Below are 22,297 nucleotides of genomic sequence, written 5' to 3'. Positions count from 1 at the left end.
CGAGCGGGGCTAGGGCCCCGCTCTTTTTTTTGTCTGCATGGCCATAGCGCCGATGAATGCCTCCTCTAATCCGATCGAAAAGAGCTTTGAACTTGCAGCCTCGTGCTGCGCCGATCTCACGCCACTCGTCTATCAACGGCTGTTCGAACAGCATCCCGAAACGCGGGCGATGTTCCGCACGCAAGGCAGCGAGCTCGTGATGGGATCGATGCTTGCACTCACGAGCGAGGCGATCCTCGACTTCGCCGGCGATCGTCGTGGGCAATTCCGGCTGATCGCGTGCGAGGTCGCCTCGCACGATGGCTACGGCACGCCGCGCGAGCTGTTCATCGCCTTCTTCGCCGTCATCAGGGATACGCTGCGCGATCTCCTCGGCGATGAATGGTCGCCGGATATCGCGCAGGCCTGGGACCGACTGCTCATCGAGATCGACGCCTTCGCGGGCGTCCCGGCCTGACGCTTTGCGCCGCACCAACGCGGCTTGCGGCGATCCCACCGTCGATTGCAGATTGAGTGCCACCAACTCTTGTGAGACACTTTCGGACATCGGACGCGCAATCAATGACGCGGCCGAAGATAAAATTGTATGGGAGCGAGCGATGTCCGGGACGAAAGATTTCTCGACGACGAGGCGCGATCTTCTTCAGGCGGCTGCGACCGCTGGCGCCGCGACCGCCATCCTCGGCAGCATGGGCATAAACCCCGCCCTTGCAGCCGAAGTCGGACGAAGCGAGAAGCCGCTGAAGGCGGCGTTCTCCAATGCAGGCCTCCAGGCCACCTGGTGCGCGCAGGGCAAGCAGGCCGCGGAATTCTGGGGCAAGCTGTTCAACGTCGAGGTCACCTGGTTCGACGGCCAGCTCGATGCCGTGAAGCAGCGCGCGGCGATCGACAACATGGCCTCGCAGAAATGGGATTTCGTCGCGATCCAGGCTTTTGGCATCGGCACCCTCACCCAGCCCGTGCAGAAGATGATCGACGCCGGCACGCCCGTGATCGACATGGACACTCTGATTGCGCCGCTCGACCAGATCAACGTCCACTCCTTCCTCGCCCCCGACAACGAGTTCATGGGCGCCTCCGTGACCCAGGCGCTGTGCAACGCCATGGGCGGCAAGGGCAAGATCATCATGACGCAAGGCGCGCTCGGCCACACCGGCGCGCAAGGACGGGCGAAGGGCTTCAACAATGTCATCAAGCAATTCCCTGGTATCGAGGTGCTCGACGCCCAGCCGGCGGATTGGGACGTCTCCAAGACCGCACGCCTCTGGGAAACCTACCTGACCAAGTACCCGCAAATCGACGCGGCGTTCTTCCACAATGACGACATGGCGCTCGCCGCCGCCAACATCATGAAGGCGCGGGGCCGCACCAACATCCTGATCGGCGGCGTGGATGCGATGCCGCCGGCGATCCAGGCGGTCAGCGAAGGCCGCATGTTCGCGACCGTGCGCAATCCATCCTGCCGCATTCATGGCGGCGCCATCATCGCGGGCGTTTCCGCCGTGGTCGGCGGCGAAAAGAGCGGACAGGGCATTCCCAAGAACGTCGTCACCGACGGTCCGGTCGTGACCAAGGCCAACGCCGCCGGGATGCAGTGGATGCAGGATCATTTCCTGATCTGAGCCTCCATGCGAGAGGATCGTTCGCCCATCCTGGAACTGCAGGGCATCACGAAGAGCTTCGGCGGCGTCGAGGCGCTTCGTGGTGTCGACTTCGCGCTCTCACCCGGCGAGATCCATGGTCTCGTCGGCGAGAACGGCGCGGGAAAAAGCACGCTGATGAAAATCATCGCCGGCGTGCACACCGAATTCTCCGGCCGCTTCCTGATCGACGGACAGCAGACGCATTTCCGCTCGGCCCGCGATGCGCACACAGCCGGCATCGCCATGGTGCACCAGGAGCTTTCTGTCGCGCCCGACCTCACGGTCGCCGAGAACGTGTTTCTGGGCAACCAGCCGACCCACCGGCTCGGCCTCGTGCAATGGCGGCGGATGGCGCGCGAGGCCGGCGAGCAGCTCGCCCGCTTCGGCATCGACGTCGACCCGATGTCGCGGCTCGGCGACCTCCCGATCGGACTCCAGCAGCTGATCGAGATCGCCCGCGTGCTGTTCTCCGGCGCACGCATCGTCATCCTGGACGAGCCGACTTCCGCCCTCTCCCCGCCCGAGGTGGAGCGGTTGTTCGCGACGCTGCAGCGCTTGCGCGAGGAAGGCACCGCAATCGTCTTCATCTCGCATTTCATCGAGGACATCTTGCGCGTGTCCGACACGGTGACCGTGTTCCGCAACGGGCGGAAGGTCGCGGAGACGGCAAGCGCATCGACCAGCAAGGGCGCGCTGATCGAGGCCATGATCGGCCGCGGCGGCGAAGCCCTCGAGCACAGCTATAGCGACGATCTGATGCTGCCGCGTCCGAGCGACAGCTCGGTAGTCCTGAAGGTCGATCAGCTGTCGCTGGCCCGCAGTCTGAAGGATATCTCCTTCGAGGCCCGTGCCGGCGAAGTGCTCGGCATCTACGGTTTCATGGGCTGCGGCCAGCAGGAGCTCTCACGCATCCTGTTCGGCAAGCTGAAGCCGGACGGCGGCACGCTCGCGGTCGAGGGCAAGCCCAAGACCTTTGCCAGCACGGCGGCGGCGCGGCGCGCCGGCGTGGCGCTGGTGCCCGAGAGCCGGCGCGCGATGCTGTTCCACCAGGAGCCGGTCTACAAGAACATCTCGATCAGCATTCTCGATCGCATTTCGGCGCTGCTGCTCAAGCCGGCGCAGGAGCGCGATATCGCGAAGCGCCAGGTCGAGCAGCTCCAGATCAGGCCGCCTGTGGTCGGCCTCGATCTCGGCATGCTCTCCGGCGGCAACCAGCAGAAAGTCGCGCTGGCGAAATGGCTGACTTATCCGCCCAAACTGCTGGTGCTGTGCGAGCCGACCCGCGGCATGGATGTCGGCGCCAAGAACGACGTCATCAACATCGTCCGCGACCTCCGCGCCAAAGGGCTCGCGATCATCGTGCTGTCGACCGAGCCCGAAACGGTGCTGTCGCTGGCCGACCGCATCCTCGTGCTCAAGCGCGGCGCCTTGGTGCGGGAATTCACCAACGAGCCGGTCAGCAAGGACCGCCTGCTGGAAGCGGCGTGACGGAGAAGCACAATGGCGAGCAGTGAGACGGCACCGGCGGTGGGGCAACGGGTTCGGGGGTTAGCACCGTTCCTGCGCTCGCAGATGCGCAACATCGCGCCGTTCCTCACCCTGATCTTCCTGTCCGGCTTCTTCGCCCTCGCCAGCCCCTCCTTCGCGACACTGGACAATCTCGGCAACATCCTGACGCAGGTGTCGGTAACGGGAATCATCGCCGTCGGCCTCACCTTCGTGATCCTCTGCGCCGAGATCGACCTCTCGATCGCCAGCATCGCCAACGTCACCGGCATCGCGGTTGCCTACTTCACGCTCCAGGACTCCTACGTCAACATTCCCAACATTCCCCTCCCGGGCGCCGCGGCGATCCTGTTGGCCATCCTGCTCTGCGCGTTGCTCGGTCTGGTCAATGCGCTGGGGCTGACCGTGATCGGCATCCCCTCCTTCATCATGACGCTGGCGATGATGCAGATCGCCGCCGGCATCTCGGCGCTGCTGGTGCGCGGCCAGATCGCCTACAAGGTGCCCGGCGTGATTACCACGCTTGGTTCCGGCTCGATCGGCGGCATTCCCTGGATCGTCATCGTCGCCGCCATCATGCTGCTCGGCGGCCATCTGGTGCTGACCTACACGCGCTTTGGCCGCTACGTCTACATGGTCGGCGGCAACCGCGAGGCGGCGGAATATTCCGGTCTCAATGTCAAGCTCATCCTCGGCGCGGTGATGGTGATCTCGGCGGTGTGCTCGGGTATCGGCGGCATGCTCGGCGTCGCCCATTTCGGCAGCGCGCAGCAGAACGAGTTCGATACCTATTTGCTCGACTCAATCGCCGCCGTCGTGGTCGGCGGCACCAGCCTGTTCGGCGGCCGCGGCGGCATCGGCAACACCATCGTCGGCCTGTTTGTGCTCGGCGTGCTCAACAACGGCCTCGACCACGTCAACATCGACAGCTTCCTGAAGATCCTGATCCGCGGCCTCATCCTGCTGGCAGCGCTGGTCATCAATGTCTACGCGCAGCGCTTAAGGGAAAAAGCGGCGGAGTAGACAGCCCTCAAAACAGAAAGCGCGAAAACAACCCCATGCACAGTAGAAACTGTGAGGAAGTTCAGCCGCTTAGAAAATCCGCGATTGCGTGAGCACGACCGCGCCGGCGGTTTGACTCGTCGGGCAAAACAGGAGCAGGATGTCTCGATGGCGCTTGGCGTCGGTGGGCTCAAGACGTTACCCCAAGCTCCGTCATTGCGAGCGCAGCGAAGCAATCCAGACTGCCGCCACGGAAAGATTCTGGATTGCTTCGCTACGCTCGCAATGACGCTGTGATAGCGGCGGCAAATCCAGGCCGCCGGTATCGCCGAGCATGAGCAGGCGGCTTAACTCTCCACCTTCTCTTCCAGCGCGAGCCGCGAGAACCGGAAATTACAGTGGCTCGCGCCGCCCGCTAACGTCTGCGTCCTTTCAAGCCGGATGCCTCGCGCTGCGTAGGCGACGAAATCGAGCCCGCAGATGTTCGGCAGAATGTCCTTGTCGCCATGGCGCGCAGCGAGTTTGCAGAAGCCGCAGGCCTTGTAGTTGATCCCGAACTCGAAATTGTCGTCCGTATCAGGCTCGACGAAATCGTAGGCGAAATCTTCCGGAAACTCCTTCTGATGGCTGTCAGTCATGCTCGTGGCCGCCTGCTCGCGCAGCAAAGCCTGGTTCTCCGGCGACATGAATTGACGCCCGGAGGCGAGACGCTCCGCTTCAGGCGCGGTCAGCAATTGCGCCTGGTAGGTTTCTCGCTCGATCTCGCCGATCACAGGCAGCGGCACGCCGTGCCGCCGCAATACCCGGCTGATGGCCATGAAGCCCATAAGACGCATGAAGAAATCGCTCATGCGACTAGCCGCGCCGCCGACATAGGGCATCTGTGTGAGCACGATCTCGAATTCGTCCATGACCTCCTGCCTGATCCCGCCGATCCCGGTGAGATGCGCGCGCTCGCGCAACATCGCATCGGCAAGGTCGAGCCGCTGACGCATGGCCGCTTCCATAGTGCTCCGGTGCGTCTCGTAGAAGGGATGCATGTTTTCAGCCATTGGACACCCAATATGGTTGGCTCATTCGCGAAGTCCGTTTCATTCCGCGGCGATCGCCTCGATCTCCAGCAGCCATTTGCTGTCGACGGTCTCGACGATCACGACCGTCAGCGCGGGCCGGTGGTCCCCGAGCATCGCGCGACGAATGGTACGGTTGGTCACGACTTGATTTCGGTCGGTCAGGAACGTGGTGACCTTGACCAGATGCTCGACGCCAAGGCCGGCGGCTGCCAGCACCTCGATGACGTTGCGCCAGGCCTGCTCGCATTGCGCCTCGAAACCCTCGGGCACGGTGCCGTCGGGTCTCTCAGGCACCTGGCCACTGATAAACAAAAGGCGGCGGTGCTGCGTCAATTCGAGTCCCAGGCAGTAGCCGCCGGCGGGAGCATGGACCGTTCCGGGATTGTGGCTGACGATGTGAGCTGGGGGCATGGGGTTTCTCCGGATTGCGGGCTGACCCTATCCGGCGGCCTAACCGCGGCGCAAAGCATCATTCCTGCGGCTCAACGCAAGAAAATCTATTGCAAGATCGCGGCCCATCAGTGTCAAAATGGAATGCATGACCTACGCCCTTCCCCCACTCAACGCGCTCCGCGCCTTCGAGGCCGCCGCCCGGCATCTCAGCTTCAAGCTCGCCGCGCACGAGCTGCACGTGACGCCCGCCGCCGTGGGCCAGCAGGTGAAATCGCTGGAGGCGCGCCTCGGCGTGCAGCTGTTCGAGCGCTTGCATAAGCAGCTCATCCTCACCGTAGCCGGTCAGGCCTACCTGCCCGGGGTCTCCGAAGGCTTTCGCCACATCGCGGAGGCGACCTCACGATTGAGACCGGCAGGTGCCGTACTGCTGCAGTTGGGCGTTCATGGCAGCTTCGACCTCCGCCGCCTCGATCTCGCAGCGTTTCGTAGCACGCATGCGGAGATCGGCTTGCGGGTGCTGCATCCGGCCGGCCTGCACGAACTGGTCGAGGGCAAGATCGACCTGCTGATCGCCCGCGGCCTCGGCCACCACCCGGGCTATCGTTGCGACAGGATCGATGCGGGATCGGGCCTCGGCGATTGGCTGATCGCGCCTGAAGGCACCGCGGATTGCCCCGAAATCGTCAGTTTTCGCGAATCGCTTCGCGGCCTGCCCGACGAGAACCCGCGCGCAAACCGCCGGCAGCGTCTGGTCGGCATCAGACGATAGTCTCGACGGGCAATCGATATCCTTGCCGCGGGTCGCTCTAAAATCGAAAGTCGTCGACAGCGTCAAGCATTACTGTCTGCCCGTCCGGAAGCTGCCCCGCCGCGAAAAAGCTCATGGGCTGGGGCGCGTCCACCACGAGGAGGCCATGCACATCCGGCGGGGCGTCCAATTTAAGCCTCGAGCACAAGGCCTCGGCGTTAGTCCGCATAAATTCGACGCGACGAATATGCCGGAGCATCTTGTCCGGAATCTCGCGGCCATCGCTGCGACGATTCACTCGGCCGCGGTATTCAACAAGCCGCGAAGCGATCTCAATTTCGGTGCGACAAAGCCGGAGGTTCTTGGCTTCGATGACCCATACGCGCCCCCGATCATGGCTGACGGCGAGCACGTCGATGTTTCCGAACACGGGAGGGACTTTCATGTTGAGCGCCCAGGACAGAGCCCGGCGTGTCCACACCTCCAAGCCGAGCTTCCGCAAACGCTCTCCAACGTCATCTTCGAACCGCTCCCCCATGGCGTGGCCTTGTGAACCAGCATAGGCGCGCGCGGCGTTGGACGTCCAATAGGTGTTGTTGAGTGTGCCTTCCCGTATCCCCGAGAAGGAATACATAGTGGCATCGCTAACAAATATGGGCGCAACAAGGACCAGCGGATCGGCGCTGTCGTCGAGAGCTACAAGGGGCCGATTGATGATGGAGTAAGGCCGATCGAAACGGCTGAGATTGAAGTCCGCCTCAGATAGCCCAACCGGAACATCTAACCAACGCGAGCGCCTTGGCAGCGTGAGGCGTTCAAGGAAGGCGCCAATGTCGTCGGACGGAAAGCTTCCATCCGAGTTCATGGCGTGTGTGAGTTCGCCGCGGCGCATCGTGAAGACGCCTTCCCGCCGAGCCTCGGCCATGCGGACGAGCGCGTACTGCAAATTAACGAAACTATCGACAGAGGTCTGGTATTCCGTCTCGATGGCCGCGCACAATGCCGGCGTCCAAGCGTCCGCCCGTTCTCGCGAGGCAGGCGCTTCTCGCGAGCGGCGGCGCAAATAGGTTTCCGCGGCGTCGTCGAGGACGCGCCGGTTCATCAACTCGACCGTAGGCCTCAGAACGGTCGTCTGAACGGTGTGGTCGCTCAGGAGGTCCCCTGCTGGACTGATCCGTAGCACGGGCTCGTGCAGCCCTGCGCCGATCAAGGCGAAGAGTTGGCCGCTTCCGACAATCAACAAAGCCAACGCAAACAGATCGTCCAGATCATCCCCGTAAGGCGAGAGGCCGCCCGCGCTTGCCGCCTCGCAGGCCGCGAGCTCACAAATTGTCTTAGAGGCGCGGGAGACGGCGTTAACGGCATTTTGCCGCTTAAAGGCTGCCACGTCGGCGGCCTCGCCACGGATGGCCCGCATGGCCCGAATCGTCGATCGCCATTGATCCTGCTCGGCTCGAGCGGCTTGGTATTGGCGGCCACATGCGATCACGAGCTCTTCGCGGTTCATGACGCGTATACGACCGGTCAGCTCGGCAAGCAGGGTCGCCCGATAATTGGCGAGAAAGTCCTTGCAGTCGTTTTCGCCCGTAACTTCAAGGCCTCCTGCTCGATCCCAAAAGCGCCAGACCGATTGGCATTTGGCGAGCGCGTGGGCTGAAAGCGACGGCTCGCGCATCACGCCAATCAGTCCTGTTCCGGCGAGATAATCAAGCGGGGTGAGAGACTCTCGGATATGAAGCCAGCGCCAGTCTACCGATCCGATGGCCGCGCGCACCTCATCGGCTAAAATAGTCCGCGTGGCGACCTCTGGACCAGCTAGCCCCTCTAGCACCGCAGCGATCAACTCCACTTCTGCGTCGTTTTCTGCTGCGCCCAGCTGCTGAAGCCAGGCATCGTCCACTTCAAGTCGTGCTGAGGTGCCGGAAGCTCCATGACAAACAGTCAAGGCAGCCCGTGCTTGCAGACGTCCCAATGCGGCCGGATTAATGGGCTCGGCTCTCAATCGTGGCGGTATAAGGACTTCCACCATGCGTGGGCCACTTAGAAAGGCCTGCGGCAGTTTGGATAGAACTATTGGGCCTACTGCCGTAATCCACTGAAAGAGCGCGTGCCACACACGGTAGCGCCAGTCCCTGTCGGCAGCTCCGTTTTCAGAGCACTCGAGCCACCAGACATGATTTCCGAAGACGCTGGCGCCAAGCAGCCGATTTTGCCGTGCATCCTCCAGGCTCGCGTAGATCGGCTTGAGGTCTAAAGGATTGTCCCAATCGAGGCGCTGAGCAATCTTGAAGCCTGCCGGAACCATCGGCAAGGCTCGGACATCGAGATGCCGAGCAGCCTCGCGCCTTGGGACTAAAAGTTCATCGGTTGGAAGCGATAGCAAGCAAGGTGGTTTGACCTCTTCTGAATGCTCCGGAACAAGGTTGCCGCCCGTGGCCCGCCAGAATCCGAACAGATTGACGATGCCATTGACGTACTGAAACTCGAAGCCGTCCCGCTCAAGACGGGCGAGCTGTTGAAGCATTCGCATGATGCTCCTCAGCCTGCCATGGTCGCACGCGCCGATCACGGCAGCATCCATGAAGCTGAGCGGAAGATAGAGCCAATTTGCCGGCGCGTCCGCGTCGTTGATCGGCGGAGCGATGCTATGCGGTGTCCCCCAACCGCCAAGGAGAAGGACTGTCATCCCCATCCGGACATCCGGCTCTCCGAGCAGAAAACGCCAGAATCGCTCGACATCCTCGGCGACGAATTGGCTCGCCTCGCGGCCCAGTGGCCGCTCCGATCCGAAACCACGCCTCGGAAAATCGTCGAACGTCGCCGGAAGCTGGATCACGTGCAGGAATCGGCCAGGTGCGTAAGCGCATACGCTGGCGCGCATCATGTATTGATTGGGAGGCGACAATCCCGGCGATGGGCCGGGCCAAAAACCGGAGCTTTCGGCATACGCCTCCTGTTTAACGAGCAGGGCCTCCTGAAGCGCTTTGCCCATTCCCCCAGCATTGGCCGCGTTGACCAGAACGGCTCGCAGCGCAACCGAGAGGTTCGATGGAATGAGAACGGTGACGCCGGCCGTGTTTGCTCGAATTGGGTGGTATTCGAGTGGTGTTTCACCGGTGGGCCGATCGCTGACATACCTCTCTTGGCCAGCTTTGAAAATGAACGGCGTCAAGGCGTCGATATCGATTCGGAGCCGGGCGAGATGGGCATCCGAAAATCGGACGCGATGCGAGAGGCGCTTAAGCTCCTCCGCCGTCGGGATCGTAAGCCGTCCTGCCGGCTCACCGGACGAATGCGTATGCCGGTCCGCTTCTGCGCGCGCGGCGAGCGCTTCGCTAAGTTGTAGAAGAGCATAGACAGAGCGAAGCACTTGCTGCTTCGGGCCGCCGGAAGGAAGCGATTCGAAGGCATCCAGGAGCGTTTGTGTATAAGCACCGGCTCCTTCCCAAACACCCAAGAAAATCCTGAAATCGCCCCGGCTCGTCGCAATACGATCACAAAAGAGATCCTCGATAGGATCTTCGAGGCGCAGCACGCCGGCGCGGCCGAGCCCCTCGTTCAGCGCCGCGCTCAAATCGCGGGGCTGCGGTTTCCTTCTGCCGATGGACTTCGAGAGAACCAGGCGCTGCAACCATTCGAGGCGGATGGTATTCGCGTGGAAACGCGGCTCGGTAAGCAAGCCCGCCAGTTCTGCGCTTACAGTGCTCAGTTTCCAGTCTACGATTTGTCCAAGGGCATAGTCGCGGGGATCGAAGACCTCATCAGGAAACTGCGGCGGCCTGAGGCGCTCAAGGAACTGCTGGATATCTTGTGGGATTGGGCTCGTTACCATTGGGCTGGCGTCCATCGCACACGTTATCTGGGAATGCTACGGTAGCAGAAGAGAGACCCGCGGGCGGAAGAGCCGCGAACATGCGTTTAAAACGATTGCCGCGGGAGAGATCGGTGCACAGCGGACGCACCATCCACCCTAGAGACTCCGCCCTCAGCCGAGGCCATCTGCCCCGCAATCTCTTCACCGCGCCAACACCTCACCGCGTGCCCGTCGGCTCGCGTCTCCAGCGCCGGCCCCGGCTCACTCCGGCACACGTCCTCGGCATACCGGCAGCGCGGGCTGAAGGCGCATCCGTTCGGCGGATTGAGGGGATTGGGAAGGTCGCCTCCTGTCGTCGCTAACGGTGCGTGGCGCAGCGGATCGGGGATGGCGGCGATCAGGGCTTGCGTATAGGGGTGCGCGGGACGTTCGAAGATTTCGCGCCAGTGGCCATTCTCCACGATGCGGCCGAGATACATCACGGCGACCTTGTCGCTCATGTGTTCGACGATGCCGAGATCGTGGCTGATCATGATGTAGGAGAGACCGAGCGTGTCCTTCAGTTCCAGCAGCAGATTGATGATCTGGGCACGGATCGACACGTCGAGCGCCGACACGGGCTCGTCGCAGATGACGATTTTTGGATTGAGGATCAGCGCGCGCGCAATGCCGATGCGCTGGCGCTGGCCACCGGAGAATTCATGCGGGTAGCGGTCGGCCTGTTCGGGCCGCAGACCCACATGCCGCAGCATGGTCGCAACGCGGTCCTCGATCTCGCTTGCGGCGGTCACGCCATGCACGCGCAGGGGATCTTCGAGCGTGCGACGAACGGTCTGGCGCGGATTGAGCGAGGCGTAGGGGTCCTGAAACACGATCTGCACAGTGCGGGCCAACGCCTTTCGGCCGCCAGCTGGCCGGCCCGTCACGACCTGTCCGTCCACCACGATCCGCCCGCGAGTGGGCGTTTGGAGACCAAGGATCGACAATGCGACCGTCGACTTGCCAGAGCCGGACTCGCCGACGAGACCGAGGCACTCGCCCCGCTTCAGTTTGAGATCGACGCCATCCACGGCACGGAGCATCCGCCGATTGCGGCCCAGCAGGCCACCGCCCAGCGGGAAATGAACCGCGAGATCCTCGACGCTGAGAATGAGATCGTCGCCCGGCCCGGTCTCACCCGATCTGTTTTTGGGCTCATGCATGGTGATGACACCTCACCAGACCGCCCGCCTCCAGAAAATCCGCCGTCGGCGCTAAGGTCCGGCAAATGTCGGTCGCCTGCGCGCAACGCGGATTGAACCGGCAGCCGTCGGGGAAATTCGTGATCGCCGGGACGACGCCCGCGATCTCCTTGAGCCTGCTGCGGCCGAGCGCGGCGCGGCTGCCCAGCCGCGGCAGCGAGGCGACCAGGCCCTGCGTATAGGGGTGCGAGGGTGCCCGGAAAATATCGGCCGAGCCGCGCTCCTCGACGATGCGGCCGGCATACATAACAGCGACGCGGCGGCAGACATTGGCGACGAGGCCAAGATCGTGGCTGATCATCAGGATGGCCGTTCCCCGCGCGGCGCATAGATTCCGCATCAACTCGATAATTTCGGCCTGCACGGTCACGTCGAGCGCCGTGGTCGGCTCGTCGGCGATCAGCAGATCCGGACCGCATGCCAGCGCGATGGCGATCATCACGCGCTGGCGCATGCCGCCGGAGAGCTGGTGCGGATAGTCGTTGACGCGTCGCTCCGGCGCGGGGACGCGAACGCTCGCCAGCGCCTCGACCGCCAGCTGGGCGGCTTCCCGCCAGCTCTTGCCCTTGTGCAGCACGAACATCTCGGCGATCTGCCGGCCCACGGGCGAGACCGGGTTCAATGCCGTCATCGGCTCCTGAAAGATCATGGCGATGCGATTGCCGCGCAGCTCCCGTTGCCGGCGGGCTGAAAGGTGCTGGATCTCCCTGCCCTCAAACCGGATGGCGCCACCGCCGATCGACAATGGCTGCCGCAACAGGCCGATCAAGGCGAGCGCCGTGATGCTCTTGCCGCAGCCGGATTCGCCGACGAGGCCGAACGTCTCGCCGCGATCGATGCGGAATGAAATGCCCTCGGCCGCCGCAACGCGCCTCGATCCATCGTCGAGATCGATGCGCAAATCCTCGACTTCGATCAACGGCGTGCCGGTCATGCCCGCCGGCTCCGCGATTGTGGATCGAGAATGTCGCGCAGGCCATCGCCGAGCAGATTGAGGCCGAGCACCGTGAGGAAGATGGCAAGGCCGGGAAAGACCGAGAGCCACGGTGCCGTCGTGATCTGGTCGCGGGCATCCGACAACATGCTGCCCCAGCTCGGAAACGGCGGACGCACGCCGAGGCCGAGGAACGACAATGCGGCCTCGGACAGCACCGCGCTGCCCATGCCGAGCGTGCCGATGACGACGATCGGCCCCAGCATGTTCGGCAGCAGCTGCGTGATCATGATGCGCAGATCGCCGTAGCCGAGCACGGTCGCAGCCTGCACATAGCCCTGGTTCCTGAGCGACAGCGCCGAGGCCCGCGCGATCCGGCACGTGAAGGACCAGTTGGTCAGTCCGAGCGCGATCAGCAGGCTGGTCAGGCCGGGACCAAGCACCGCCATGATGGCGAGCGCGAAGATCAGGGAGGGGATCGCGAGCATGACGTTGGTCAGGCCGTTGACAAAATCGTCCCACCAGCCGCCCCAATAGCCGGCGCTCAGGCCCAATGCGACGCCAATGACGCTGTTGATGAGCTGCGAGACAATGCCGACCGTCAGCGAGACGCGCGCGCCGTAGACGACACGGGAATAGATGTCGCGGCCCTGGTCGTCGGTGCCGAACCACCAGGCCCAGCTCGGCGGCTCCTCCGCGTTCAGCAAATTGGCGTCCAGCACGGGATCCGTATGCGCGAGCCAGGGCGCGAGCAGGCCGACCAGGATGGCGAGCGCGAACAACGCGCCGCCGATGATGAGATTGGCGCGCAGCTTCATGCGTATCTGATCCTGGGATCGATCACGCCGTAGAGCAGGTCGATCAGCAGATTGATCGCGAGAAAGGCCAGCACCACCACGAGAATGGAGCCCTGGACGGCCGGAATGTCGCGCTGCAGGACGCTGTCGACGAGCAGCGAGCCGATGCCGGGCCAGGAGTACAGTTTTTCGACGACGACCGCCTGCCCCATCAACCCGCCGAACTGCAGGCCAACGGTGGTGAGAATGATGACAAGCGCGTTGCGCATCACGTGCCACTTCACGACCCTTGTCTCGCTCATGCCCTTCGAGCGCGCAGTGCGGACGAAATCTGCGGTCATGATCTCGAGGACCGCCGCGCGTGTCGTCCGGGCGAACAGCGCCATCGGCGAGACGCCGAGCGTCACCGCCGGCAGGATCAGATATTTCAGTCCGCCATCGCCATAGCCGAAACTCGGCAGCCAGCCGAGCTTCAACGCAAAAAAGTACATCAGCACCAGTCCGAGCCAGAATTTGGCGATCGAAAGGCCCGAGACCGCCAGGACCATTGCGAGCGTGTCGACGATGCCGCCGGGCTTCAATGCGGCGATGAAACCCAGCGGCACGCCGATCACGACGGAAAACGCCATCGCGGCGAAGATGAGTTGCAGCGTCGGCCAGGCCCGTTTGGCGATCATGGACGTGACAGGCTCGCGGGTCCGGAACGAGGTTCCGAAATCACCGGTCGCGAGCTTGGCGATGTAGGCGCCGAAGCGGACATAGACGGGATCGTCGAGGCCGAGCTGCTTCTTCATGCGCAGCTCGACCTGCGGATCGGCATCGTCGCTCATGGACGAGACGATGCTGCCGGGAACGACGCTGAACAGCACGAACACCAGAGCCACCACGGCGAGCACGGTCGGAATGGTTTGCAGGAGACGGCGGAACAGGAAGGAGAGCATCGGCACTTTTCCTCTCTCCCTCCATCGTTCGTGGCGATGGAGGGAGCGCGAGAGCGCGCGTCACTTCGCGGGCGAGGTCTCGTCGACCCAGAGGTCTTCGACGTTCTGGTGGGTCAGCTCCGTCGCGTTCAGCTGAATCCCCTTCAGCCAAGGCTGCACCGCCATGACCGCCTTGTTGTAATTGAAGAACCAGACCGGCGCCTCTTCGTAGAGCAGCGCATTGGCCTTTTGCAGCAGCTGGGTGCGCTTTGCGGCGTCGTCGGCCTGCCCGGCCTCATCGACGATCTTGTCGAACTCGGCATTCTTGAAGTTCATGTAGTTGCAGGCTGATTGCGGCGTCGCCGAGTGGAAACACTTGAGGGCGGCCTGCGGATCGGGCCCGGTCGCCTGCGAATAGACAAAGGCCTGGTAGTCGCCACTGCGAACCACCTCGGCCAGCACCGCGGTCTCGACCTGCTTGACCTTGGCCTTGATGCCCACCCTGTCCAGCATCGGGATGACGGCCGAGACGATCGGCAGACCCCAGCTTTCATTCTGGCTGGTGGTCCATTCGAATTCGAAGCCCGAGGGATAGCCGGCGTCAGCGAGCAGTTGCTTGGCCTTGGCGGGATCGAAGGCGTAGGGCTTCATGGCCTTGTCGTAGGCGGGAGAGGTCAGCGGCAGCCAGCCGGTGGCCCGATAGGCCTTGCCCTTGACCAGCTTGTTGATGATCAGGTCGGTATCGATCGCGTAGTTGATCGCCTGCCTGACCCGCTTGTCGGCGAACGGCTTGAACGCGGGATTCATCCCCATGTAACGCGTGAAGACCTCGGCGACCTCGACAACGGTGCCCTTGAGGTCAGCGTCGTTCTGATAGGCGACATACTGCGCAGGTCCCAGCACCGAGGTGTCGATCTCTTTGTTGCGGAAGGCAACATCGCGTGCCGCGGCCTCGCCCATGACCGCCACGACGATCTTGTCGGCGTAGGGCTTGCCAGGCTTGTAGAACCGGTCCCACCGCTCCAGAACGATGCGCGATCCCGGCACGTGCTCGACGAACTTGAACGGTCCAAGACCGATCGGCTTCTGGAGGAAGCTATCCTTCGCGGCCTCGTCGGCGGGATAGATCGACGTTATCGCGTTCCAAAGGTAGAAACCCGGATCGACTTTCTCGGTCAGCTTTATCTCGAGTGTAAAGTCGTCGATTTTCTTCAGGCCGGAGATTTCCTTGGCCTGGCCCTTCTCGACCGCAGCCGCGCCCTCGATCACGCGGACATAGCGCGCGCCGGGATACGCCTTGGTGCCGTCCATGATGCGGTTGTAGGTCCAGATGATGTCGTCCGCCGTCATCTTGCGGCCGGTGTGGAAATAAGCGTCGTCGCGCAGCTTGAACGTGTGAATGAGGCCGCCGCCCGAGACCACATCCTCCTTGGCAAGCTCCAGGACCGGCTTGCCTTCCGCGGAATTCCAGATGTAGAGCGACCGGTGCAGAGCCTTGGCGTAGATCTCGTCCTGGGCGCGCTGCGTGGTGTGAATGTCCAGGCTGGTGAAGCTCGAACCGTAAGGCGCGGTCATGCGGATGGTTCCGCCCTTGCGCGGGGTCTGGGCCTCCGCCGTGGCGGCCAGTGCCAGCCCCAGACCCGCGACGATCGCCACTATCCTGAACATCATGGTCCCTCCGACAACGCAGCGTGCTCCGTTCCGAGAGTTGACCATCCACGGCAGGTCGAGCGCAAGCGCCTTGAAGGGGTGGACGTATGCGAGCGTAGCGCTCGGGCCCCGCCGATTTGTAAGGACGCGCCCTATCCCGTCGCGAACTCCGGCTGCCAGTCGCGCAATTTTCGTGCTGCAGCGGTGACGTCCGCAATCGTCGGAAACGCCTCCGGCTCCAGCATCATCGTCCTTGCCAGCCTCACGGCGCGGGCTTCGCTCACCGCCCGCCTGCGCGGATCCTCGATCAGCTCGAAGTCGATATTATGGGCGAGACCGAAGATGCGGCGGATGGTTTTTGCGGCGGCGAAGCCGACGGCATCAGCGAACAGGCGCTGCATGTAGGCCTGTCGCTCGGCCTCGAGGCGTGCCGCGCCTTTCTCGCCGGCGAAGAGCGAGGGCGGGTAGGCATCGCCGGCGGCGCCAGTGCGCCAGAGGTCGAGGAATTTGCGGGCGAACTCGTTCCAGAGCTTCTCGATCGTCTCCAGCACCCAGGCCTCGAACGCACGCCGCTCGCCGGGTGAGCGCTCGTGGCCGGCGGAGGCAAAATATGCCATCAGGAGGTTGGCCAGCACGGCGCCGACGTCGAAACCGATCGGGCCGTAGAATGCGAATTCCGGGTCGATCACCCGCGTCTGGCTGTCCGTCACCATGATCGAGCCAGTGTGAAGGTCGCCGTGGATCAACGCCTCCGGGCTTGCCATGAACTTCAGCTTCAGCCTGGAGATGGCGACATGCAATTCCATGTCGTCGCGCAGGCTTGCTGCGAGCGCATCGAGATACGGCGCGGTCCAGCGGTTCTGCTCGGCGATGCGGTAGGGATCGGTAAAGATCAGGTCCTCGGTGATCTTGCACAGCGCATGGTTGCCGGCGAAGGCGGCGATGCCTTGTTTCTTCTCAGCCGCTGACAGCGCGAGGTCGGAGGTGAAGAACAATGTCCGCGCCATGAAGGTGGTGATGTCATCGACGAAGCGCGGATATCGAGTGCCCGCAACCATCCCCTTGCGCATGATGATGTGGGGCTCGAGCAGCTCCATCACCGTCAGCGCCAACGCCTCGTTGTGATGCAGCAGCGCCGGCACGAGGCCGGGCGCAAGCTGGGCCTGCCGGGACAAGGCCAAAAATTCGTAATGAGCCCGGGACAGCGGCAGCGGCCAGCTCTCGCCGACGAGACGGACGTAGGGCAGCGCCTGCTTCACGGCGACGCCGCCGCGCGCGCCCTCCACGATGAAGACGAGATTGAGATTGCCGTCGCCCACTTCGGTGATCGACCAGGAGGCCGGCTCGCCGCCGAGGGTCGCTGCGAGGTCCGCAATGCCTGCGAGATAATCCCGCAAGGCCGCCTCATGCAAAATCCGGTAATCCCCTTGCCCCTGCGCCATGACGATCCCATCCCCCAAAGCGCGATGAAATCGCGCTTTAGTTTTTCTATTTGAGCATGATCTTCTCGGAAAACCGCTTCACACTTTTCCGGATCATGCTCTTGGCATGGCCGGATCGTTACTCCCGCTCCAGGAAGCTCGAGCCGATCTCGGCCTTTCTTTTGATCGGATCGTAATCACAATAGATGCTGTCCGCCACCAGCGTGTAGCTGGCGCTGACGGTGTATTTGTCTGTTTTAACCGAGTTCAGCCCGATCACGGAGGTGCTCTTGCCGCCGTTCCATTTGAACGGCGTCGAGCTCGTGGCCTGCTCGCAGGCCATCACGGCCTCGTTGAAGACGTAGCCCTCGACGAACGCCTTGAGGGTGCGCACCTGCACCGCCATGCGCCACTCGAAATAGCCGATCGCACCGAGGCCGGCGACGATCAGCACCAGCAGCGCGATGACGATCCTCTGAAAAGTCATTCGTCCCCCCAAACAATGTTGTCGGCAAAAAAAACGTCTAAAACGGCATTCCCATCAATCTCGACAGGCGTTCGATCGAGAGATAGCCGGCATGATAGGCCGCGATGCCGATCCCGTAGATCACCGCCGAGATGATCGTGGTCCAGATCAGCTTGCCTCGCATGCCGGTCAGGATCGGCGCGCCGGGATCGGTCCCCGGTGCTCCCACGCCGTCCTCATGCTGGCTACGCACGCCGAACGGCAGCGTCAGAAACAGCGCGACCCACCAGATGACGAAGTAGATCGCGAGCGCGGTCGAGAGCTGGATGGCCATGGCTTCGGCCTTACGCCTGCTCGATTTCGACCAGCGCGCCGGAAAAATCCTTCGGGTGCAGGAACAGCACCGGCTTGCCGTGGGCGCCGATCTTCGGCACGCCGTCGCCGAGCACCCGTGCGCCCTCCTTCACCAGCGTGTCGCGCGAGGCGATGATGTCCACCACCTCGTAGCAGACATGGTGGATGCCGCCGTCGGCGTTGCGGTCGAGGAACTTTGCGATCGGCGAGGCCTCGCCGAGCGGCTCGATGAACTCGATCTTGGTGTTGGGCAGCGTTGCGAACACGGTGGTGACGCCATGCTCGGGCAGCGCGACCGCCTCCGATATCTGGGCCCCGAATGCGGCCCCATAGATTTTGGCAGCCTTGACGGCGTCCTTGGTCGCGATCGCGACATGGTTGAGCCGGCCCAGCATGTTTCTCTCCCGTTACACTGTCAGCACATGTACCAGACAGGGGGGCTTTTTGCCCCAATGTTCGTTGATCACGGCGCGGACAGCGCGTCGCACCGACTCCGCCAGCGCATCCGCGTCGCGGCGGCGCGCCTTGGGCAGGCCTTCGATGGTGGAGACCACGGCGTCGAAGACGATGTCGTCGAAGGGCTCGCCCGCTTTGTTCTTCTCGGGGATGCCGATCAGATCGACCTCGGGATCGTCGACGAGCTCGCCCTGCTGCGTCATGGCGATGGCGACGAAGGCGCAGCCGGAGAAGGCCAGGCGGCGCCGCTCGATCACCGCGCGGGACTTGGAGTCCTCCAGAATCGTGCCGTCCTTGTAGAGACGGCCCGCAGGCACTTGCCCAATGATGCCGGGATCGCCAGGACCGAGCTTGACCAGGTCGCCGTTGCGGCAGACCAGCACGCGCGGCACGCCGGCGGCACGCGCGAGCTTGGCGTGCTCGTTCAGGTGCAGGGCCTCGCCGTGGACGGGGATCAGGAGCTGCGGCCGGGTCCAGGCGATCATGTCGCGCAATTCGTCGCGGCGGGGATGGCCGGAGACATGGACCAGCTGGTCGCGGTCGGTGATGACCTCCACACCCTGCAAAACCAGGCCATTGATGATGGCGCCCACCGCCTTTTCGTTGCCGGGAATGGTGCGCGAGGAGAAAATCACGCTGTCGCCGCGGTTGAGCGTGATCTCGGGATGGTCGTCATTGGCGATGCGCGCCAGCGCGGCACGCGGCTCGCCTTGGCTGCCGGTGCAGAGCGCCAGCACCTTGTCCTGCGGCAGATGACCGTAGACGTCAGGCGAGCGGAAATTCTGGACGCCGTCGAGATAGCCGGTCTCGCGCGCAACCTGCACCACGCGCTCCATGGCGCGGCCGACCACGACGACCTCACGGTCGGCGGCCTTGGCGGCGATGGCGACGGCCTTGAGGCGCGCGACGTTGGAGGCAAAGGTCGTGACCGCGACGCGGCCCTTGGCGGCCTTGACGAGCTCGGTAATGGATCTGGCAACCTCGGCTTCCGAGGGTGAGCGGCCGTCGCGCACGGCATTGGTGGAATCGCCGATCAAGGCGAGCAGGCCCTGGTCGCCGAGCTCCCGCAGCCGCTTTTCGTCAGTCGGACGGCCGATGATCGGGGTCGGATCGATCTTCCAGTCGCCGGTGTGCAGCACCGTGCCGACTTCGGTGTGAATCGCTAGCGCATGCGACTCCGGAATCGAATGGGCGACCGGGATGAACTCGACGTTGAACGGGCCGATATCGACGCGCCCGCCTGACGGCACCACCGTCACCGGGATCTTGGGCGCATTGCGCTCGGCGGCGCATTTGGCCTCGAACAGCGCGGCGCTGAACTGGGTCGCGTAGATCGGGCATTTCAGTTTCGGCCACAGGTCGATGATGGCGCCGAAATGGTCCTCATGGGCGTGAGTCAGCACCAGACCCATCAGGTTCTTGCGTTCCTTCTCCAGGAAGCTGATGTCGGGCATGATCAGGTCGATCCCCGGCAGATGCTCCTCGTCGCCGAAGGAGACGCCGAGATCGATCGCCAGCCAGGCGCGCTGCTGGCGGTTGCCGAGGCCGTAGATCGACAAATTCATGCCGATCTCGCCGACCCCGCCGAGCGGTGCAAATACCAGTTCTTCAGGCTTCGCCATCACGCAGCTCCCACCGAGGCCGCCGCGCCGAAGAACACCTCGCCCGCGGCCACCGGCACGCGCCGGCCCTCCGCGGTGCGGACGATCAGGCAGCCGGTGTCGTCGATCGTGTCAAAAATGCCTTCCAGCATCATCACTCCCGTGTGGATCGCGACCCGCTCGCCGAGGCCGGCGGCGCGCTCCAGCCACAGCTTGCGGATCTCGGCAAAGCCGCGGCCATTGTCCCAGATGCCGCGGAATTCCACCCAGGCATCAGAGAGGGCCGAGAACAGCTCCTCCGCACTGATCTGGACGCCGAGCGCGGCGAGCGACACCGCAGGCGTCGGCGTGCCCTCGGGCGCCGCGACGACGTTGGTGCCGATGCCGACGACGATGGCAAGGCGTTCGCCGATGGCTTCGGCCTCCAGGCCGATACCGACCAGCTTCTTGCCGCCGGCCAGCACGTCGTTCGGCCATTTCAGGGCGTAGCGGGGACGGCCCTCGCCGAGCCGCAGTGCAGCCTCCAGGCTGACCTTCTCCAGGGCGGCCTCCTCGGCCAGCCCGGCCGCAAAGCCGATCGTCGCGGCGACGGAAGGGGCGATGTCCAGGACTTCGAGGACGCTGGCGGCGAGGTTACCCTTTGGTGCGATCCAGGCGCGCTGGCGGCGGCCACGGCCGGCGGTCTGCTCCGACGTCACGAACCACATCGGACCACGGTCGCCGCGCCGCGCGTGCTCGATCGCTTCGGTATTGGTCGAGCCGGTCCGGTCGAAAGCTGCGAGCTTGTAGCCCGCCGACGCCGCACGAGGACCGAGCGCGAATGCCATCCTAGAACAGCGACTTGGCGGCGGCGGAGGCGACGCTCACCACCGGGCCTGCGAACAGGGCGAACAGGATGTTGAACAGGCCGGCAACCGCCAGCACCGTCTTGATTTCGACGCGCACCGGATCGACCTGCCCGGCCGGTTCGTCGAAATACATCGTCTTGACGATGGTGAGATAGTAGTAGGCGCCCACCACGCTGGAGAGCACGCCGACCACGGCGAGCGTGAACAAATTCGCCTTGATGGCGGCGACGAAGACGTACCATTTGGCGAAGAAGCCGGCGAGCGGCGGGATGCCTGCGAGCGAGAACAGCAGCATCGCGAACGTGAAGGCGAGCAGCGGATTGGTCCGCGACAGACCGGCGAAATCGCTGATCTGCTCGACCGGCTGGCCGTTGCGCTTCATCGCCAGGATGACCGCGAATGAGCCGAGCGTCATCGCGACATAGATCACGATGTACATCAGCACGCCCTGCGCGCCTTCGACCGTGCCTGCGGCGAGACCGACCAGGGCAAAGCCCATGTGGCCGATCGAGGAATAGGCCATCAGGCGCTTGATGTTGCTCTGGCCGATCGCGGCGAACGAACCCAGCGCCATCGAGGCGATCGCCACGAACACCAGGATCTGCTGCCACTGCGAGACGATCCCCGGGAATGCGGTGAGCGTGACGCGGGTAAAGACCGCGAGCGCAGCCACTTTCGGCGCCGAGGCGAAGAAGGCGGTGACCGGCGTCGGCGCGCCCTCGTAGACGTCAGGCGTCCACATGTGGAACGGCACGGCCGAGACCTTGAAGCAGAGGCCGGCGAGCAGGAACACCAGCCCGAACACCAGGCCGACATTCGAGATCGTCGCGGCCGCCGCGATGCCGGTGAAGCTGACCGTGCCGGTGAAGCCGTAGATCAGCGAGGAGCCGTAGAGCAGCATGCCCGAGGACAGCGCGCCCAGCACGAAGTACTTCAGCCCGGCTTCGGTCGACTTGGCGTTGTCGCGGTTCGAGGCTGCCACGACGTAGAGCGCCAGCGACATCAATTCGAGGCCGAGATAGAGCGAGATCAGATCGCCGGCCGAGATCAGCACCATCATGCCGAGCGTCGAGAGCAGCACCAGGATCGCGTATTCGAAGATGCGGCGCGACGGATCCGACAGGAACTCGGTTGACAGCACCAGCGTCACCGCGGAGCCGATCAGGGCCAGGATCTTCATGAAGCGGGCAAAATCATCGACGATGAAGCTGCCGCCGAAGGTCACGTGCTTGCCCGCGGGCAGCATGTATTCGAGCACGCCGACCACGATCAGGAGCAGCACCGCGAGCGTCGTGACCGTCTTGGTGGTCTCCTGCCCGCGATAGGCACCGAGCATCAGCAGCGCCATGGCGCCGATCGCGAGCACGAGTTCGGGCAGCACCGGCGCCAGTTGATAACCTGCAGTCTCAAAGCTCATGGCGATATCCTGA

General features: G+C 63.6%; 20 protein-coding genes. 5 read left to right on the top strand and 15 right to left on the bottom strand.

Annotation, left to right across the window (positions count from 1 at the left end):
• Positions 1-52: 52 nt before the first annotated feature.
• From IVA88_RS19740 to IVA88_RS19725, 4 genes are all read left to right on the top strand, one after another.
• A complete protein-coding gene (locus tag IVA88_RS19740; protein WP_247498873.1) occupies positions 53-457 on the top strand; it encodes a globin in 405 nt (134 codons plus the stop codon).
• A 142-nt stretch (positions 458-599) separates the two neighbouring features.
• Entirely contained in the window at positions 600-1,622 is a 1,023-nt protein-coding gene (locus IVA88_RS19735) for a sugar ABC transporter substrate-binding protein (RefSeq protein ID WP_247498872.1), read from the top strand.
• 6 nt (positions 1,623-1,628) lie between these two features.
• Positions 1,629-3,131, top strand: coding sequence for a sugar ABC transporter ATP-binding protein (locus IVA88_RS19730; RefSeq protein WP_247498871.1), 1,503 nt, complete (start codon positions 1,629-1,631; stop codon positions 3,129-3,131).
• Between the two features lie 12 nt (positions 3,132-3,143).
• A complete protein-coding gene (locus IVA88_RS19725) occupies positions 3,144-4,172 on the top strand; it encodes an ABC transporter permease (protein WP_247498870.1) in 1,029 nt (342 codons plus the stop codon).
• 326 nt (positions 4,173-4,498) lie between these two features.
• On the opposite strand, the gene IVA88_RS19720 is transcribed toward IVA88_RS19725, so the two are convergent.
• Positions 4,499-5,203: an L-2-amino-thiazoline-4-carboxylic acid hydrolase gene (locus IVA88_RS19720; RefSeq protein ID WP_247498869.1), complete on the bottom strand. Its 705-nt coding sequence runs from the start codon at positions 5,201-5,203 to the stop codon at positions 4,499-4,501.
• A gap of 39 nt (positions 5,204-5,242) precedes the next feature.
• Positions 5,243-5,635, bottom strand: a complete 393-nt coding sequence (locus tag IVA88_RS19715) for a RidA family protein (RefSeq protein WP_247498868.1) — start codon at positions 5,633-5,635, stop codon at positions 5,243-5,245.
• 127 nt (positions 5,636-5,762) lie between these two features.
• Between IVA88_RS19715 and IVA88_RS19710 the strand changes: the two genes are divergently transcribed.
• Complete coding sequence (locus IVA88_RS19710; protein ID WP_247498867.1) at positions 5,763-6,386, top strand: LysR family transcriptional regulator; 624 nt, start codon at positions 5,763-5,765, stop codon at positions 6,384-6,386.
• 37 nt (positions 6,387-6,423) lie between these two features.
• On the opposite strand, the gene IVA88_RS19705 is transcribed toward IVA88_RS19710, so the two are convergent.
• The 13 genes from IVA88_RS19705 to nuoN all read right to left on the bottom strand — a co-directional run bounded on the left by IVA88_RS19705 (position 6,424) and on the right by nuoN (position 22,284).
• Positions 6,424-10,212 (bottom strand): hypothetical protein, encoded by a 3,789-nt coding sequence (locus tag IVA88_RS19705; protein WP_247498866.1) that lies wholly within the window; start codon positions 10,210-10,212, stop codon positions 6,424-6,426.
• A gap of 71 nt (positions 10,213-10,283) precedes the next feature.
• Positions 10,284-11,381, bottom strand: coding sequence for an oligopeptide/dipeptide ABC transporter ATP-binding protein (locus tag IVA88_RS19700; RefSeq protein ID WP_247498865.1), 1,098 nt, complete (start codon positions 11,379-11,381; stop codon positions 10,284-10,286).
• Positions 11,374-12,354 (bottom strand): ABC transporter ATP-binding protein, encoded by a 981-nt coding sequence (locus tag IVA88_RS19695; RefSeq protein WP_247498864.1) that lies wholly within the window; start codon positions 12,352-12,354, stop codon positions 11,374-11,376. Before IVA88_RS19695 ends, IVA88_RS19700 begins: the two co-directional genes overlap by 8 nt.
• Positions 12,351-13,172, bottom strand: coding sequence for an ABC transporter permease (locus tag IVA88_RS19690; RefSeq protein WP_247498863.1), 822 nt, complete (start codon positions 13,170-13,172; stop codon positions 12,351-12,353). Before IVA88_RS19690 ends, IVA88_RS19695 begins: the two co-directional genes overlap by 4 nt.
• Positions 13,169-14,092, bottom strand: coding sequence for an ABC transporter permease (locus tag IVA88_RS19685; RefSeq protein ID WP_247500353.1), 924 nt, complete (start codon positions 14,090-14,092; stop codon positions 13,169-13,171). The genes IVA88_RS19690 and IVA88_RS19685 overlap by 4 nt, the downstream gene beginning before the upstream one ends.
• Positions 14,093-14,152: 60 nt before the next feature.
• Positions 14,153-15,742: an ABC transporter substrate-binding protein gene (locus IVA88_RS19680; RefSeq protein ID WP_247498862.1), complete on the bottom strand. Its 1,590-nt coding sequence runs from the start codon at positions 15,740-15,742 to the stop codon at positions 14,153-14,155.
• Positions 15,743-15,873: 131 nt separating this feature from the next.
• Positions 15,874-17,163 carry an S-methyl-5-thioribose kinase gene (gene mtnK / locus IVA88_RS19675; RefSeq protein WP_247498861.1) on the bottom strand — a complete coding sequence of 430 codons (1,290 nt, stop codon included), beginning with the start codon at positions 17,161-17,163 and terminating at the stop codon, positions 15,874-15,876.
• Positions 17,164-17,281: 118 nt separating this feature from the next.
• A complete protein-coding gene (locus tag IVA88_RS19670; RefSeq protein WP_247498860.1) occupies positions 17,282-17,629 on the bottom strand; it encodes a hypothetical protein in 348 nt (115 codons plus the stop codon).
• 37 nt (positions 17,630-17,666) lie between these two features.
• Positions 17,667-17,942, bottom strand: a complete 276-nt coding sequence (locus IVA88_RS19665) for a DUF1467 family protein (RefSeq protein WP_247498859.1) — start codon at positions 17,940-17,942, stop codon at positions 17,667-17,669.
• Positions 17,943-17,952: 10 nt separating this feature from the next.
• The gene (gene mce / locus IVA88_RS19660; RefSeq protein WP_007603572.1) at positions 17,953-18,357 is read right to left on the bottom strand and encodes a methylmalonyl-CoA epimerase; all 405 of its coding nucleotides are present in this window, start codon (positions 18,355-18,357) and stop codon (positions 17,953-17,955) included.
• Between the two features lie 12 nt (positions 18,358-18,369).
• On the bottom strand, positions 18,370-20,040 hold the full coding sequence (locus IVA88_RS19655) for a ribonuclease J (protein ID WP_247498858.1): 1,671 nt from the start codon (positions 20,038-20,040) through the stop codon (positions 18,370-18,372).
• Positions 20,040-20,846, bottom strand: a complete 807-nt coding sequence (locus tag IVA88_RS19650) for a biotin--[acetyl-CoA-carboxylase] ligase (RefSeq protein WP_247498857.1) — start codon at positions 20,844-20,846, stop codon at positions 20,040-20,042. Before IVA88_RS19650 ends, IVA88_RS19655 begins: the two co-directional genes overlap by 1 nt.
• Before the next feature lies 1 nt (position 20,847).
• The gene (nuoN, locus tag IVA88_RS19645) at positions 20,848-22,284 is read right to left on the bottom strand and encodes an NADH-quinone oxidoreductase subunit NuoN (RefSeq protein WP_247498856.1); all 1,437 of its coding nucleotides are present in this window, start codon (positions 22,282-22,284) and stop codon (positions 20,848-20,850) included.
• Between the last annotated feature and the right edge of the window lie 13 nt (positions 22,285-22,297).

Source organism: Bradyrhizobium sp. 149, assembly GCF_023073915.1.
GTDB lineage: Bacteria > Pseudomonadota > Alphaproteobacteria > Rhizobiales > Xanthobacteraceae > Bradyrhizobium.
The sequence above is the reverse complement of the archived record's forward strand: the minus strand, read 5'-3'. Positions and strand labels throughout refer to the sequence as shown.